Raw genomic sequence first — 15545 nt, forward strand, 5'->3', positions numbered from 1 at the left:
GGAGTTCTTGTGTTCTGGTTTAGGGATAACTCTCTAGAACATGAGAACACATGAACACCGGAGCACCTCCTTAGCTCATGACTTGATATGCTACGAAAGCAGCCACATAGGCCATAAGAGTCAAATAGGTCAACATAATAAAGACCCAGAAATTACCTAGCTCCTTTTGGGTGACGGCCAGCGTACTCATGCATTGCATCGCAATGGCGAAGAAGATGATGAGTGAAAGGACTACAGCTGGTGTATATAAGGGTGAGCCATCGGGCTTTTTCTCTGCTCGCATACGATCTATGAGGGCGACTCGACCTTTTTCCTGTGCCTCATCCCCATCCATTGCATCCGGATCATCCTGTTGATAGATGATGCTCATGGTTCCGACAAAAACTTCTCGGGCTGCGAAGGAGGTAATGAGGGATATCCCAATCTTCCAGTCATATCCCAAAGGTTTAATGACGGGTTCCAGGCTTTTGCCCAGAATGGCGGCATAAGAAGCTTCCAGCATTTTGGAACCTTTCTGCATCTCCAATTCCTGAACTTCCGCTTCTGTCAGATCATCTGCACTCAATAATTCTGTGTATTCTTGCTCGACTTCCTGCATCTGATTTCCCGGTCCATAAGCAACCAGAAACCATAACACGATAGAAATACCCAACATGATCTTCCAAACCCCCAGGACAAAGTCCAGAGATTTTTGCCAGACAGTTATCCCAACATTTTTCCAGCGGGGCATACGATATGTAGGCAATTCCATCACGAAGACCCTGTCTGACTTATATTTCAAGGCTTTTTTAAAGGCAAAGGCTATCAATAAAGCTGCGAAAAAGCCTAAAAAGTACAGCGCTGTCATATAAAGTCCCCTTTGGTCAAAGCCCAGAAAGCTTTGAGAGGGAATGAACATGGCAATCAAAAGGGTATATACAGGAATACGAGCAGAACAACTCATCAAAGGAGTTACCATCACCGTGATCAGTCGCTCGGAACGATTGGGGATATTTCGCGTCATCATGATCGAAGGAATGGCACATGCCATGCCTCCCATCAAAGGAATCACTGACTTTCCACTAAATCCGAAAGGCCGCATGATCCTATCCATCAAATAGACCACCCGTGCCATATAGCCGGATTCTTCCATGACCGTGATGAAAAAGAATAGAAAGGCTATTTGAGGAATAAATACAATCACACCCCCAAAACCTGCAATAATTCCATCCGTTATCAAATCCCGGCTCCAATGTTCCGGGAGTATATTTTTAATGAGATCGCTAACGGATTCCGTTAATCCTTCAATCAATCCCATAGGGCCTTCTGCCCAGGAAAAAATTGCTTGAAAGACCAGCATTAAAATGGCTATGAAGATCACATACCCCCATATTTTATGGGCGAGGATCTCATCCAATTTATCACTTAGAGACAGTTCTTCTCGTCCCAGCCTGAACTTACTTTCGGTAAGGAGACCATCAACCTTATCCAGTCTTACCAGTAATTCATTGCTGATCAATCGTCGTGAAGTTTCTGATGAAAGCTTCGCTTCCTTACGGGCCTGCTCAATTACTTCTGTATACTCCTCCCCCAGACTTTCTCCATCCAACAAATTCTGATAGGCCATATAATCAGAATCTGTATTCAGTTTCTCTTTTATCGGCCCCAATAAAGGAAGAAAAGGAGCCGGTATCCGCATAAATGGTCGATCAGAGCCTTTTAATTCAGCTCCCATGGCTTGCTTGAGCTTTTTGAGGCCGGATTTCTTCAAAGCAGAGACTGAGAAGACAGGAATCCCCAACAATTGAGAAAGCTTCTCTTCATTGAGGGAAATCTTCTCTTCCGCCATGCGGTCAGCCATATTCAGAACCAAAATCAGCGGGATTTTCAAATCCATTACCTGACTACAGAGCAATAAGCCCCTGGATAATTGGGTAGCATCTGCAACTACAATTACCTTATCCGGATGGTCAGGATGCTGCGGATTCTTCAATACGCCACAAGTAATGCTTTCATCCTGGGAGGAAGCATAGAGGCTATCTGTTCCCGGCAAGTCCATCAGCCTTAGCTTCTGCTTATTAGCAAGATTGATTTCTGCCAGTTTCCGATCAACTGTTATCCCTGGAAAGTTCCCAACTTTCTGGTTTAATCCACTTAGTACATTAAAGAGGGAAGTTTTGCCGGAATTAGGAGTTCCGACCAGGGCAATAAGGGGGGTATTTTCCTTCACGACAATCGACTCATCCAGACTTCAGAGGCATCTTTTTTACGCAAAAATACTTTTACCTGATTGGCAGTAAAGGCGATAGGATCACGTAAGGGAGATCGGCCAGACAATCGACAGGTAGCTCCTACACTGATGCCCATTTTCAAAAGGGCTAATTCAACTTCCTCGGAGTTTATACGTGAGATTACTCCTTTCTCACCTGGATTTAGAGCTGCCAGGCTAAACTCTTCAAGCGTTTGCTTCATATCTGGAACCTATATTGCACAAATATATGGAATAAGGTGGGCTAAAGATTTAAATATTAGGGAATTACCTAATTTGGTTACCTAATTTTAGGTATGTCCTCGGCCACAATATCCGCGCAATATAAGAATTACTTAGAATGATTCTAAATAAAGAGAAGAATTGCAGAAATAGGCAGATTAGAAAATAAATTCGATCGCATCCAAATCCATTAGGGTCTTGTTTCCAGCCTCTTCATTTTGAAATACAAAGTACAAATCATGAAATCCCTTTATTGATTTAATCTTTCCACTTATCTCCGCCCAATTTGTTCCTCGGATTTGCACAAATCCGATCTCCTCCCCTTCAGGGCTTCCTATCCGCATACTTATTTTTCCTCCCCTTAATCCAAGAGCATAAATTGAAATCTCAGAGATGGAAGTAAGATCGATCTGTTTGAAGGATATCCAGGATCCATTTCTGATCTGCTTTACCCGATCAATATCCCGATTTTCTCCGTCAACCAAAATGCTGACTCCCTTAGCTTCATCAAACTCTTTGGCGGGAATTCGGCTATTTCTCATCAAATAGGTCTTTCTCGTGCTCAAGGGAGAGAATTCTTCCTTCCCTTTATCTGTATAGCTGGCGGAAAGGATGTACATGCCATTTTCCTGGCCCTCACTATGTTTATCAAAATCCAGTCTCCCGGAAGGAGTCAGGGATTGTCGGGAGCGCTCATCCAAAGACAAGATATAGCGAACCATTTCGGAGCAATCTTCCAGGCTATGCTGGGGATGCCCCGCCATGATTTTCTCTCCCCAGTTTCCATTTCCTCCTGCGATTATTTTAGAGGCCAGATAGCCCACCATATCGTATTGTTCCCGGTATCGATCTGCAATGGCAAAATAACTTGGCCCTACCGATTTGGTTTTCAGGGAATGGCAAGTGGCGCAATCACTATTTGCTATCAATTTCTGTCCGGCTAAATGACTCATTGTTCCCCGGTCTAATACCTCCTCCAAAGACATTCGCTCCAGCATTTCGGCATCTTCGAGGTAGAGAAATCTTATATCTGCATCAGCGGGGATTAATTTTCCAGCCGCGGCATCTTCCGGATCTTCGACTTGTATTTGGTAGGGGAAAGAAGTTCCCCTTTGGAAGAAAGTCTTATTTCCTGCAAAAGCAATGTCTAGCTCAGGAGCAGCATTTCCTACTTGTATCCTGATCGGAGCTAATTCGAATGCCCCCAGACTGTCGATCACTTTCGCCTGTACAATGTAAATACCAGGATTCTCAAAGGTATGCTCCACCTTCATCCCCTTGGCATCAGCTTCAGCCTGTTGGGTAAAAAACCACTCAACGCGTATGCTATCATCCTCATCAAAATCATAGGAGGAAGAAGCATCAAAAGAGACGGACAAAGGGGCTGCTCCTGCATAGGTATCAGCCTGAACCAAAGCCACAGGCTTTCTATTTGCACCAGCATATTCCAATTTGATCAGGCGTGCGTCCGGATTGTCGGCAAAGTAGTTTTGGCCATATTCCAGTATATACATGGATCCATCCGACCCAAATTCCATTTCGATGGGCTTGGATAAGGGCATTTCCGTGAGGAATGGTTCAATACGCTTTACATAGCCTTCTTCATCAAAGGTTACTGCTTTTATCCAGCTCCTTGCCCATTCATATATAAACCATTTTCCTTCATAGTATGGGGGAAAAGCATTTGAAGAGTTTGCTGCATACATATCCCGATGATAAATGGGTCCTGCCATAGCACTATTGGACCCTTTGCCTAACATCGGAAACTCTTTGGAAGCCTGTTTGGGATACCAGATATAAGCAGATTGAGCCGGAGGTAAATTCTGAGCTCCTGTATTGTGGGGAGAATTATTGATCGGTTTTGCCGGATCAAAAAGATCTCCTAATTGATCATTGTTAAAGTCCCGATCTGGAAAGGCTTTATTGTCCCCCATGAAATACGGCCAACCAAAGTATCCAGGTTCTCTTGCCTGATTGAATTCGTCATAGCTCTGCGGACCAAATTCTCCATCGAGACCTGCATCAGGTCCTACATCCCCCCAATACACATAGCCGGTTTTATGATCGACTGCTATTCGAAAGGGATTTCTGGCTCCCATCGCATAGATTTCCGGTCTTCCCTTCGAACCATCTTTGGGAAAAAGATTGCCTTCGGGAATGTCATAACTTCCATATCGGTTAGGTTTGATCCGGAGTACTTTTCCTCTGAGGTCATGGGTATTGGCAGAAGATTTTTGTGCATCAAAAGGGCCTCTTCCGGGCCTTTCATCCAGGGGAGAATAGCCATTTGATTCTTTGGAAGAAGTATTGTCTCCGGTAGAAAGCCAGAGATTACCCTCAGGCCCAAAAGTAACTGAGCCTCCAGAGTGGCAGCAGGTCTCCCTTTGTACCGCTACTTTGAGAATCACTTTCTCTGAAGCCAGGTTCAGGCTATCTCCATTTGGAAAAGTAAACCGAGAGAGATATTGTGCTTTCTCACATTCTTTCCCAGGAGAATAGTAGAGATAGATATAATTATTTCGAGCAAAATCGGGATCTATGGTCAATCCCAATAAGCCATCTTCATAATTTCCGGATGTACAAACGTCAAAGTTGTGAATCAATCGGCTTTCTTCCGTGACAGGATCGTAGAGCTTCATTTTCCCTCTACGTTCGATAAAAAGAATTTTATCATCAGGGAAAACACATAGCTCCATCGGTTCTATCAAATCATCATCCAGGACTTTGCGGGTAAATCGGTTTTCCTGGGGAGCTGCCGGGGATTTTATGGAGGAAAGGGAATAGCTGTTTTTCCCGATGGCAAAACGGATCAGTTCAATCAATTCATCCGTTGAGGAATTTTCTGTTTGGACAATTCTCCCTCCATCGTAGAATACTTTTTCCTTATCGGAAGCAGAGCTGATATCGTTTACTTTAACTGAAGCTTCTGAAGTGAGCTGACTATTTTTAAACTCCTCATACCAGGGCCAGGTTAATCTTTGCTCCAGGCCACTATTGAGCATGACCAAACCACCGCCTGATTGAACATACCTTTCCAGCATACTCAATTCATAAGGGCTCATAGATTTGAAATCTTTTCCTATCAATATCAGGGCACTATAAGACCAGCAATCCTTATCTCTGAGTTTATAAAATTTGCTTTGCGAATGAATTTCCCATGATTGAGCTTTCGCTTGCAAGTCCTTCAATAGCTCAGCGGGATAGGCTTTCGAAAAGTCATCCGCTATAAGCAGGACTTTTTGACTCTCTCGCTGGATGATATCGGAAGAATTGCAGGAAGGGAGAAAAACAAGGGCACAAATGGCCCAAAGGTAGTAGCTTAGGTTTAGATCGACTCTCATGATGCGTAATTCTTGTCCCAATTTAAATGAAAATTTAAAGCTGAACAGGGAAAAAAGAATTCAATTTTCTAAAAAAGGGATAGATCAAGTACGAAAAGCTGAATGAAATCCAAGTAAGAAAATGAAGTTTTGGGCTAAAATGATGATATGGCGTTCTTATTTACTTGACAATTGGTGCAAATTTTCGCACAAATCCAGAACTCATATCCTGCTTTTTCGCCTTCGATCAAATCTATAAGAAGTTAGATTTTTTGCACTTTCCCTATTTGCCGAAATATCAAAATGTTTAATATGCAGAAAAGGACGACAAAGTAGATTCTCCCAAATCTTTGATCTGTTGTCCCCATGAATAAGCTCATGATTCATAATATTAGCACCCAAACGACCTCCTCGCTCTCGACACTAGATTATCACCTGGGCAGTGCAAGCGATATTTATATTGCCATCCATGATCAGGAAGGGAATATGAAAAGAGTACTGCTAGACGATCATCACACCAAAGGAAAACACAGACTAAGTTGGGATCCCCGTACACTGAGAAAGGGACCTTACTTTATACACATCAGAATGCCTAACAGAAGATTAGTTAAAAAGATTGATGTAGCTTAGGCATAAGCTGGACAAAAAAACGAAAGCCCATTTTTTCAAATGGGCTTTTCTATTTTCTATAAATATCTTTTATCTGCTTTCTTTATCGCCAAGCAATCTTTCGAGTTCTTTCTCCAAAGCAGCTCCTCTCAATTTCTTGGCAATGATTTTTCCATTAGGATCAAGGAGAACGGTATAAGGGATGGAATGCACTCCATAGGTTTTGGCTGCGAGACTTCCCCACTGTTTTAGATCACTTACATGCTTCCAGGGAAGTTGATCCTTTTCGATGGCTTGTACCCATCGATCGCGATTTCTGTCAAGACTGACTCCCAGAATTTCAAATCCTTTATCCTTATAGGCCGCATACATGCGTCGCACATTGGGATTTTCTTGTCGACAAGGCCCGCACCAGGAAGCCCAAAAGTCCACCAATAAGTATTTTCCTCTGTAATCTTTCAGGCTTATTGTTTCTCCATCAGGAGAAGGCAGGGGAATATCTGGTGCAGTCACACCGATAAGCCTATGTTTCATACTCGCCAGACTCTTGCTCAGCTGCTGGGCTATTGCGGGATTGTCATTGGGATAGTATTCGAGGTATTCGGCTGTGAATCTGGCAAAGGCATCTTCATCCTTGGATTGAAAGCCAGCTACAAGTCCCAAAAGGGCCGCCTTATGTGCCGAACTAGGTTTAGGAATGCCCGACAACTGTTTTTCAGCATGAGCGATGACATCCGACGTATTGAGCCCTACCTGAGCGACATTACTCGAATAACTTTTGAAAGCATCATGAAATTGAGGAATGCGATTATATGCAGGGTCAGAAAAATCAACGAATTGAAAATATTTTGAGGCAAAGTATTCAGCTTCACTAGTAAAACCTTCTCCACCGGACTGAAAACTCACATAAATCTGGGGGGCAATGACCTTGGCCAGATAAGGATGCGTTTCTTTCAATTCATTCAAAAAACCGATTTTCAGCTGATCGACTTTTTGCATTTTGGCAATGGTGGCTGATTGGTCCCGTTTGGCCCTTTGGTTTACCCTAAACTCTCCAATCAATTTCCCCATTTGGGCTTGCCAGGCTTTCAGTTTCTGATTGGCTTCCTGAAGTTTTACATGTATAGGCGAATTACCTACCATAGCCCGGGAGAAACTTTCGCAGGCTCCCTCCACATAAATCTGGTCTTCAGATCCCAGGATCAGAGGCACGGTATTCTGAGGCTTTCCCAGACCCAGGAAATAAAATCCTAAGGGTATCTGATTGATTTTTATTGAAAACACTTTATCCTCTCCTTGTTGCATGACGGCTATAACCGCTACCTGCCGTAGGGAAACCCCATCCAGGATAAAAAGCCGTAAAGAATCAGCATTACAGGAAGTAAGTTTACCTGTAAGCCATACTTCTTTTTGGGCAAATAATTGATGGGAGGTACATGATAAAGCCAGGACAAGGAGAAATAAGAGGATCTTTTTCATAAGATCGAAATGCGAAATTAATTCATGCGTGGATCTACGGGATAATTGGAGATAATACGATATTTTTCTCCCATTCCCTGCAGGATTTCTCTCCAAAGGTCGGTATAATCTTCCTGAAATACGAAGGAGGAATTTTCCGGGGCAACAATCCAAGACTTCCTTTCCAGTTCTGTTTCCAATTGGCCAGGTCCCCAGCCAGAGTAGCCTACAAAAAAGAGGATATCCTGAGGCTCAGCCTGTCCCATAAGGATCATTTCTTTGAGCTTGGAGAAATCTCCTGCCCAATAGAGATCCTCTGCGATTTGATGACTCCCATCCAATTGTTCCCCAAGTCGGTGAACAAAGTGCAGGGTGCTTCTTTCCACAGGTCCTCCAACAAAGACCGGAGCATTAAATTCTGGTAATCCGTCAACGACCTCATTGATTTTCACTTTCAACTGTCGGTTCATAACGAAACCAAGACTTCCATTCTCATTATGCTCTACGAGGAGAACAACGGAACGTTGAAAGTTTTCATCATGCATGAAAGGCTCAGAGACAAGAAATCTACCGGCGCTGGGTCTATAAGAACTTGTAAGCATATCATATATACATTAAAAATGGCACGGAACCCCAGGAGCATATATGTTTATAAATACGTTGCCACACTGTAATTACGAAAGTGGCTAAAGAAAAGATGCTTTAATATACAGGATGTTTCCAAGGAATTAAAAATAAATGTATAAACGTGGGGAAGGGGTGGGATTTGCGTGTTTGGGTGTTAGGGTTTTAGGGTGTTAGAGGAGAACGTATTGCTATGTTGGTGTATTGGCGATTCTTCGAATTTCACCAATTGGGAAACACCAACACGCCTATACACTAACACACTAACACCCCTTTCTTTATTTGTGGACTACAAATAAAGAAAGGGGACTGATCCAAAGTCCCCTTGATGTGCTGTACACACAAAATCCGCTAATTAATGGAGCTTTCACTCCAGTCTAACGAAGCCATCAAAAGCCGCTCGGGGCTTGTTGATGACTGCGTAAGAATGGTATTGCAAATAGTGTATGAAAAGCAATTAGTTTACACTTTCCAGTTGACCGCTGCCTGTGATGCTGGCGTCAACGGAAGGAGTTCCTTTATAGCGTACATCTCCACTTCCGAGGATGCGTACGCTGAGTTCGTCAATAACGTGGATATCGGCATCACCACTACCTTCGATTCTTACATCGCATACCTCTGAGACAAAGTCAAAAGACTCCATATTTCCGGAACCATCCATATCAATGTTATGGATCTGCGTTTCTCCTGTAAGGAAAACATCCCCAGCACCTTTGATGCGAGTTTCAAATTCAATGGCTTCTGTATCCATGCTGATATCTCCTGATCCATCTACTTCGACATATACTTTCTGGTAATCTCCCAGCATATCAATACTCCCGGATCCTTTCACAAAGAGATCAAGATTACTTCCGGTAAAGCGATCCAGTACATAAATATCACCCGAACCATCAACTTCCAATGAACTTAGATCAGGAAGGGTGATGTCAATGCGAATGGTTTTATAGGAACGAATGCAACGATTGTTTTTAATCTCCAGAAGAGATCCCGTTACCTGGGTTTCAATTTCGTCGATAATGTTTTGCTGTGCAGTAATCTCCATGGCAAAATCCTGGCCCTGGCTGATATACACATCTCCCGGCAAATCCAGAAGAATCTTATCAAATCCTGTTTCTGTGCGTGCTTCAGATACTCTTGTTCCGTCTCCGTTCTCACAAGGCAAAATCCCTTCGGCATCACAAGCCGTCAGAAAAAAGCCTGCCACTAAAGCTAAATAGAGCGTGCGTGTTAGTTGTAAAGTTTTCATTACATATAAAGATTAAAGGGTTTAAAAGTTCACGTCACGAATAGACAGGAGGATTGGCGCGGGGTTGCGCGGGAGGAGGAAAAAAGTGTTCTGGTGTTGGGGAAGAGTGTTAGAGTGTTAGAGTGTTAGAGTGTTAGAGTGTTAGAGTGTTAGAGTGTTAGAGTGTTAGAGTGTTAGAGTGTTGTAGTTTATTATTTCGAGAACACCAGAAGACTTCCATTCTTCATTTCCTCAAAAACGTGTTGGTGTGTTGGGGTTGAAGGTTTTCTTTAATGCAAGAACACTAACACGCTAACACGCTAACACCCAAAAACACCAATAGGTTCTTCCCTCTTCCACTCCCCTCTTATTCCGATTCACTCCCCCTCTTCTCGGGTTCACTCCATCTCTTTTCGCCATGCTGCAATTATCCCCGTATTTGGAGGAAACAAATCGATAATATCATGTCAACAATTCTTTCTTTCTCACAAGCTCTCGTAGACCGTTGTAAAAATGGAGATCGCCGCGCAGAACCTGAATTATATCAGCGCTATGCTCAAGGGATGTACAAAGTTGCTGTACAAATGCTTCGTGACCCTATGGAGGCAGAAGACGTTGTGCAGGTTGCATTTACCAAGGCTTTCAGAAGACTTCACACCTATAAAGGAGATGCAAGTTTTGGTGCCTGGCTTAAAAGGATCGTAGTCAATACGGCTATCAACCACATGAAAAAGAGAAAACTCGAGTATTTCTCTTTGGAAGAGAATCATCACAATCATAGTGAAGATAACCCGACAGACGAAGCGGTTCGTATCGATATGACTCAAATCCAGTGGGCTATCCAACAGCTACCCGTAGGATATCAAAAAGTATTTACTCTTTACCAATTGGAAGGATACGATCATGGCGAGATCAGCAACATCCTCGATATCAGCGAAGCTACTTCCAAGTCTCAATTTTGCAGAGCCAAGAAGAAGCTGAGGGAAATGCTTACAGCATAAGAGGTGTTAGTGTGTTTGAGTATTAGTGTGTTAGTATAATATAATTCCAACTCTCATACCCTAACACCCATAAACCCTAACACACCAAATGTAACCATTTGCAATCACCTGCGAATAAAGGAGTAGACTCGACAAGCAAACTCCTTTATGACAAAAGAGACTTTTATTGCTCAAATAAATCACTATACATCCTCCGGCATTCCCTATCTCTTTTTGATAGATTTTGAGATGGAATCCTTTTTCCTCTGCAAGCTGGATGAATGTGCAAAAAAGGGAGTTTATTTTGAGGTAAAAAGCAAAGACAATCTGGGACAATGGAAGCAAGACCAACATAGCAGGGTTGATATCCTGAAAACCCAAGCAATAAGCCCAGAAAAATACCACAAAGCCTTCCATTATGTGAGAGATAACATCCGTCAGGGTAACTCCTTTCTCACCAATCTAACTTTCCCAACTTCACTTGAGCTGTCGGTAGACTTGCGAGAAACTTTTCTGGCCAGTCAGGCACCGTATAAATTGCTCTTCAAGGACCGATTTGTCCTCTTTTCTCCTGAATGTTTCATCAGGATTAAGCATGGACATATCTATTCCTATCCCATGAAAGGGACCATAGATGCCTCTCTGCCCGATGCAGCAGAATCTATCCTGAATAATGATAAGGAATCCTGGGAGCACAATACCATTGTCGATCTGATTAGAAATGATCTGTCTATGATCTCTTCTCAGGTTAAGGTGCTGCGGTTCCGATATCTTGACTATATCAAAACCAATCAAAAGGATCTTATTCAAGTAAGTTCCGAAATAAGAGGGACCCTGCCTTATATGTGGCAGTCCCGAATTGGAGATATGCTCATGCGCATTCTTCCTGCCGGTTCTATAAGTGGAGCACCCAAGAAGAAAACGCTTGAAATCATCCAATCTGCCGAGCAGGGAAAAAGAGGTTGGTACACTGGGGTCTTTGGCATATTTGACGGAAAGGAACTCGACAGTGCAGTCAACATCCGTTACATTGAGCAAGATGAAAATGGCCTTCAATTTAGAAGTGGAGGAGGAATCACTGCCTACAGTGATGCAGATGCTGAGTATCGTGAACTTTTGGACAAAGTCTATGTACCCGCTATTTGAAAGCATTAAAATAGAAGCAGGCAAAGCTCCCTATTTGAGCTGGCACCAGGAAAGGGTCAATTGCTCCTATCCTCAATTATTTGGAGCACAAAATCCTTTCGAGCTGGAAAAACTGATAAGAATCCCTGCGGCTGTCAAGGAAGGTTTATTTAAGGCCCGTTTTGTCTATGATGAAAAAGAGTATTACTGGGAGTTTCACCCCTATTCCCCTAAAAAAATCCATAGCCTAAAAACAGTAGAAGCCAATACCCTGGAATATTCCCTGAAATACCAGGAAAGAACAGCACTTAAGAACCTTCTCATTGATACAAAAGAAGGAGAAGAAATCATTATTCTAAAGGGAGGATTCGTAACCGACAGCTCTTACAGCAATCTCATTTTTCGTTCGGGGGAAAGCTGGTATACCTCTGATACTCCTCTGCTGGAAGGTACCTGTAGAGCGAGACTATTAGCTGAGAGAAAAATAGAAAGTGTTAGCATTCGAAAAGAAGACCTTGGTCAATTCGAAGCGGCCAAACTCATCAATGCCATGCTGGATATGAGCGAGACAAAAGAAATCGCCCTTTCTTTAATGGCCTAAGGAATATCTATACTCCCCCAGGCATCATCCGAAAGACTTCCCATATAAATTTTATCTCCAAACTGATGCACACTTGTAATAGGTGCGAGGATTCCTTGGGTGTCTTGCAGATTATGAAGGAGGTTAGCTTCCGTATCAAAGGCCATTACCATACTATATCGCTCCACTGCGGGCTGCATAAATTCCGGTAGGCGCCATACTACTTTTCTGAGAAAAGGATTGGGCATGATAGCATCCATTTCAGGTTTGCGCGGATTAGGAAAAGCTACCCAAAAGATATCCTCGCCATTAAAACTCAGATTATCAGGAAAGCCAGGAAGATTGTCAATAAAAACATCATGCTGCCCGGCCTTGGGACCTTTCAACCAATATCTCACGATCTGATAAGCTGCTGTTTCATTTACCAACAAATAAGACTCATCCTTATTCAATGCGATACCATTTGCAAAGTGAAGGCTATCCAGCAATAAAGTGGTTTCTTTGGTCTGGGTATCATAGCTAAATAGTCTTCCCCAGGGACCATGCTCCATCAAATCCTCCCGAAAACCATGCAGCGCAAATTTAGAACTGGCATCTGAGAAATAAATCTTGCCATCAGAGCCTATATCCAAATCATCCACAAGTTCCAGCTTTTCCCCCTTATAGCTATCCGTAAGTACTTCAATTTTTCCATCAGGAGAAATCGAAAGCAATCCCCGCGGAGCATCTGCTACGATAAGATTACCCAGGCTATCAAATTGCATCCCCAGCGGTCTTCCCCCTGTGTTCACAAATTCTTCCACCCGGGACTGATCCGGACTAAAACGAATGATTTTTCCATTGGTCAAACCGGTATAGACATTGCCCAGGCTATCGATGGCCAGATCTTCAGGGCCTTCGCCAAATTCACTTACCACATGTCGATCCATGGCATTGAGCTTATCATTCTTTTGAAAGGGGCCTTCCTCAAGGGAAGGAGCCTCCGGGGGATGCCATACAACCGGGTCTATATCCACCGGCCAAAAGCAGAGGTAAGCAATCAATAAAGCCAATCCAACGAAAAGGGAGCGTAGCAGTAGTTTCATAATCCTTATTTAAAAAGGCAAACTACTCAATCCTCTGCATCCCGCAAAAATTCTTCTATGGGTTTATCCTGAATATATAGTTGTTCAATCACTGCCATGCCTTCTTTGATGCGTACATCCACAAATACCTCCTCTTTCCCCCACTCAGAAAACTTCCGAACAGCCTCTTCAGCTTTGGGAGCCATTTCCTCATTCATATAATACTCATCAAAGGGATAGGAAAATCCCACTTCCTTATCGGTAATGTAGTTTATTTCAACCCGTAGATAGTTCCCATTTTCAGGAGCCCGCGGAAAAATCTCCTGAGGTACAGACAAGCCCGTTGAATCTTTGCCGAGGCTTATAAAAGCAGAGGTTCCGTACTCAAAGACTTCAAGTCCATTTTCATAAGGCAATTGGGGATTCTCATATTGGAGAAATACATAACGCCCTTTAAATGGATTGTAGGGATCTATGGGCCGGGGTTGAAAGCGATGGAGCTCTCCTTCGCTCAGGACTGATTCGTAGCCAGAGATCATTTGCAAGGGAAAGCCTGCATAGAGGATCATGGTCAGAATGAATGCGATATTTCTATACATTGTCTTATGTTTTAGAAGTGTTCTCGTATTCTGGTGTTCATGTGTTCTGGAAAATCAATTCAAACTAGAACACTTGAACACCAGAACCCCTGAACACTTATTTCTTTTTCTTCATCAAATAAATATTCACGCCAAAGAAGGCAGAGCCAATGAGCAGAAAGGCGATACCTTTCACCAGGAAGCTAAAGTCGGGATCGAAAAACCTCATGACAAAGAGGGAGGACATGATAAACATCCCTGCATTGACCAATCCCAATCTTTCTTTAATGATCCCTTCTCTTAAATAATAGGCACCAAAGGCCAGAAGGAATACATTAAAAAGAACCATAAAGATTTTGGGGGGAAGGGTATCCGTACTTCCTAAGAGCAGGTAAGAGATCACCAATACCGGAAAACCCACAATGAAGTAATTCAACCAGTTATTCTTTCTGAGGTGATAAACGAGTAGGCCTCCCATTCCTGCCAGGGCACTCATGAATACACCTATATTCGTCCATGAAGCCCAGGAAGCGTATTTCTTACCTCCCAGTATTTCCGCCCATTCCAGATCAAAATCAATGGATTCAAATGAGAAGAACATGGCCATCACATAAGTCCCGATAATTGCAATAGACTGAAAAGGTCTTTGCCAGGGGTATTCTTCTTTGCCATAGAATTTTCTTCCGATAAGATATAGCAGGCCAAATACCATGGCATAAGCAATGATGCCCCCACTTTCTACCCGCCATTCTGGTACTCGCATTATAGAGAATAAAAGAGAAATCCCAAGTGCCCATCCCAATTGATTGGCACGTATTCTACGATCCGGATGTGAAATATTCATCCAAAGGTGAGGAATTGCAGCTCCCAATAAGAGCCAGTACCTTACAATATGGCTGCTACTTTCCGGTACATGAAAGGTCCAGGAACTGATTCCTGCCAGGAACATCATCGTAACCAAAGTAGAATTTCTCAAATACATAAGTGGGATACTCAATAGCATCCATATCCAGAGAAATTCTTCCATACTGCCGGCTATATTATAGGTTTGGCTGATGAGGGCTATGGAAGAAGCCAGCATCAACATCAAAAAGCCAGAGGTACTTTCTATCCAGGCCACAGAATCCTTCTTCTTGAAATAGGCATAGGCATAAAAGCCCTGGGCGATCAATAAAGGTGCGACACTCAGGAAAGCCCGAAGCCCCCTTCCAAAGTTGTCCCAATTATAGGCGAAAATTGAGATGATCCCTGCTCCGATTAGCAAGGCTCCCAGTATTCCCGTAATAATGAAAATTGGATTGTTTCCCTTTTGCATAGCCAGAGGCTGATAATGTGCCTCCAGCTTTTGGGCCGACTCCTGATTCAGGACTTTTTCATGTAAAAGTCCCGGCAATTCAGCAAGCAGCCATCGTGCATGTTTCGAATTTGACATGGGGATAATATTAAGTCATAAGCCCCCTTAAAAAGAAAGGCCTTTTGGGCAAGTGAACGCAAACACAGCACCCAGGTTTA

General features: G+C 43.0%; 13 protein-coding genes. 4 read left to right on the plus strand and 9 right to left on the minus strand.

Annotated features, from left to right (window positions below; all coding sequences use genetic code 11):
- Positions 1 to 70 precede the first annotated feature (70 nt).
- The 3 genes from feoB to R8P61_17375 form a co-directional block, all read right to left on the minus strand.
- The gene (gene feoB, locus R8P61_17365; protein ID MDW3648841.1) at positions 71 to 2209 is read right to left on the minus strand and encodes a ferrous iron transport protein B; all 2139 of its coding nucleotides are present in this window, start codon (positions 2207 to 2209) and stop codon (positions 71 to 73) included.
- A complete protein-coding gene (locus R8P61_17370) occupies positions 2206 to 2451 on the minus strand; it encodes a FeoA family protein (protein MDW3648842.1) in 246 nt (81 codons plus the stop codon). Before R8P61_17370 ends, feoB begins: the two co-directional genes overlap by 4 nt.
- A 177-nt stretch (positions 2452 to 2628) precedes the next feature.
- Positions 2629 to 5811, minus strand: a complete 3183-nt coding sequence (locus R8P61_17375; protein MDW3648843.1) for a PQQ-dependent sugar dehydrogenase — start codon at positions 5809 to 5811, stop codon at positions 2629 to 2631.
- Positions 5812 to 6168: 357 nt separating this feature from the next.
- Between R8P61_17375 and R8P61_17380 the strand changes: the two genes are divergently transcribed.
- On the plus strand, positions 6169 to 6420 hold the full coding sequence (locus tag R8P61_17380) for a hypothetical protein (protein ID MDW3648844.1): 252 nt from the start codon (positions 6169 to 6171) through the stop codon (positions 6418 to 6420).
- A gap of 69 nt (positions 6421 to 6489) precedes the next feature.
- Here R8P61_17380 and R8P61_17385 read toward each other — a convergent pair whose 3' ends face one another.
- The 3 genes from R8P61_17385 to R8P61_17395 form a co-directional block, all read right to left on the minus strand.
- Positions 6490 to 7878, minus strand: a complete 1389-nt coding sequence (locus tag R8P61_17385) for a TlpA disulfide reductase family protein (GenBank protein ID MDW3648845.1) — start codon at positions 7876 to 7878, stop codon at positions 6490 to 6492.
- Positions 7879 to 7895: 17 nt separating this feature from the next.
- Positions 7896 to 8459 (minus strand): YqgE/AlgH family protein, encoded by a 564-nt coding sequence (locus tag R8P61_17390; protein MDW3648846.1) that lies wholly within the window; start codon positions 8457 to 8459, stop codon positions 7896 to 7898.
- Between the two features lie 479 nt (positions 8460 to 8938).
- On the minus strand, positions 8939 to 9727 hold the full coding sequence (locus R8P61_17395) for a head GIN domain-containing protein (GenBank protein MDW3648847.1): 789 nt from the start codon (positions 9725 to 9727) through the stop codon (positions 8939 to 8941).
- 443 nt (positions 9728 to 10170) lie between these two features.
- Between R8P61_17395 and R8P61_17400 the strand changes: the two genes are divergently transcribed.
- From R8P61_17400 to R8P61_17410, 3 genes are all read left to right on the plus strand, one after another.
- Positions 10171 to 10707 (plus strand): RNA polymerase sigma factor, encoded by a 537-nt coding sequence (locus tag R8P61_17400; protein ID MDW3648848.1) that lies wholly within the window; start codon positions 10171 to 10173, stop codon positions 10705 to 10707.
- A 147-nt stretch (positions 10708 to 10854) separates the two neighbouring features.
- Positions 10855 to 11832, plus strand: coding sequence for an aminodeoxychorismate synthase component I (locus R8P61_17405; GenBank protein MDW3648849.1), 978 nt, complete (start codon positions 10855 to 10857; stop codon positions 11830 to 11832).
- Positions 11816 to 12412 carry an aminotransferase class IV gene (locus tag R8P61_17410; GenBank protein MDW3648850.1) on the plus strand — a complete coding sequence of 199 codons (597 nt, stop codon included), beginning with the start codon at positions 11816 to 11818 and terminating at the stop codon, positions 12410 to 12412. Before R8P61_17405 ends, R8P61_17410 begins: the two co-directional genes overlap by 17 nt.
- Here the strand turns inward: R8P61_17410 and R8P61_17415 are convergent.
- The 3 genes from R8P61_17415 to R8P61_17425 form a co-directional block, all read right to left on the minus strand.
- Positions 12409 to 13476, minus strand: a complete 1068-nt coding sequence (locus tag R8P61_17415) for an SMP-30/gluconolactonase/LRE family protein (GenBank protein ID MDW3648851.1) — start codon at positions 13474 to 13476, stop codon at positions 12409 to 12411. The genes R8P61_17410 and R8P61_17415 overlap by 4 nt on opposite strands.
- 26 nt (positions 13477 to 13502) lie before the next feature.
- A complete protein-coding gene (locus R8P61_17420) occupies positions 13503 to 14054 on the minus strand; it encodes a GDYXXLXY domain-containing protein (protein MDW3648852.1) in 552 nt (183 codons plus the stop codon).
- A gap of 97 nt (positions 14055 to 14151) precedes the next feature.
- Positions 14152 to 15465: a DUF2157 domain-containing protein gene (locus tag R8P61_17425; protein ID MDW3648853.1), complete on the minus strand. Its 1314-nt coding sequence runs from the start codon at positions 15463 to 15465 to the stop codon at positions 14152 to 14154.
- Between the last annotated feature and the right edge of the window lie 80 nt (positions 15466 to 15545).

The sequence above is a fragment of the Bacteroidia bacterium genome (assembly GCA_033391075.1).
Taxonomy (GTDB): Bacteria; Bacteroidota; Bacteroidia; order J057; family J057; genus JAWPMV01.

Bases quoted from the DNA above. Each gene is read 5' to 3' on its own strand.
- R8P61_17370 (MDW3648842.1), bottom strand. From the start codon at position 2,451: ATGAAGCAAACGCTTGAAGAGTTTAGCCTGGCAGCTCTAAATCCAGGT.
- R8P61_17375 (MDW3648843.1), bottom strand. From the start codon at position 5,811: ATGAGAGTCGATCTAAACCTAAGCTACTACCTTTGGGCCATTTGTGCC.
- R8P61_17380 (MDW3648844.1), top strand. From the start codon at position 6,169: ATGATTCATAATATTAGCACCCAAACGACCTCCTCGCTCTCGACACTA.
- R8P61_17385 (MDW3648845.1), bottom strand. From the start codon at position 7,878: ATGAAAAAGATCCTCTTATTTCTCCTTGTCCTGGCTTTATCATGTACC.
- R8P61_17390 (MDW3648846.1), bottom strand. From the start codon at position 8,459: ATGCTTACAAGTTCTTATAGACCCAGCGCCGGTAGATTTCTTGTCTCT.
- R8P61_17395 (MDW3648847.1), bottom strand. From the start codon at position 9,727: ATGAAAACTTTACAACTAACACGCACGCTCTATTTAGCTTTAGTGGCA.
- R8P61_17400 (MDW3648848.1), top strand. From the start codon at position 10,171: ATGTCAACAATTCTTTCTTTCTCACAAGCTCTCGTAGACCGTTGTAAA.
- R8P61_17405 (MDW3648849.1), top strand. From the start codon at position 10,855: ATGACAAAAGAGACTTTTATTGCTCAAATAAATCACTATACATCCTCC.
- R8P61_17410 (MDW3648850.1), top strand. From the start codon at position 11,816: ATGTACCCGCTATTTGAAAGCATTAAAATAGAAGCAGGCAAAGCTCCC.
- R8P61_17415 (MDW3648851.1), bottom strand. From the start codon at position 13,476: ATGAAACTACTGCTACGCTCCCTTTTCGTTGGATTGGCTTTATTGATT.
- R8P61_17420 (MDW3648852.1), bottom strand. From the start codon at position 14,054: ATGTATAGAAATATCGCATTCATTCTGACCATGATCCTCTATGCAGGC.
- R8P61_17425 (MDW3648853.1), bottom strand. From the start codon at position 15,465: ATGTCAAATTCGAAACATGCACGATGGCTGCTTGCTGAATTGCCGGGA.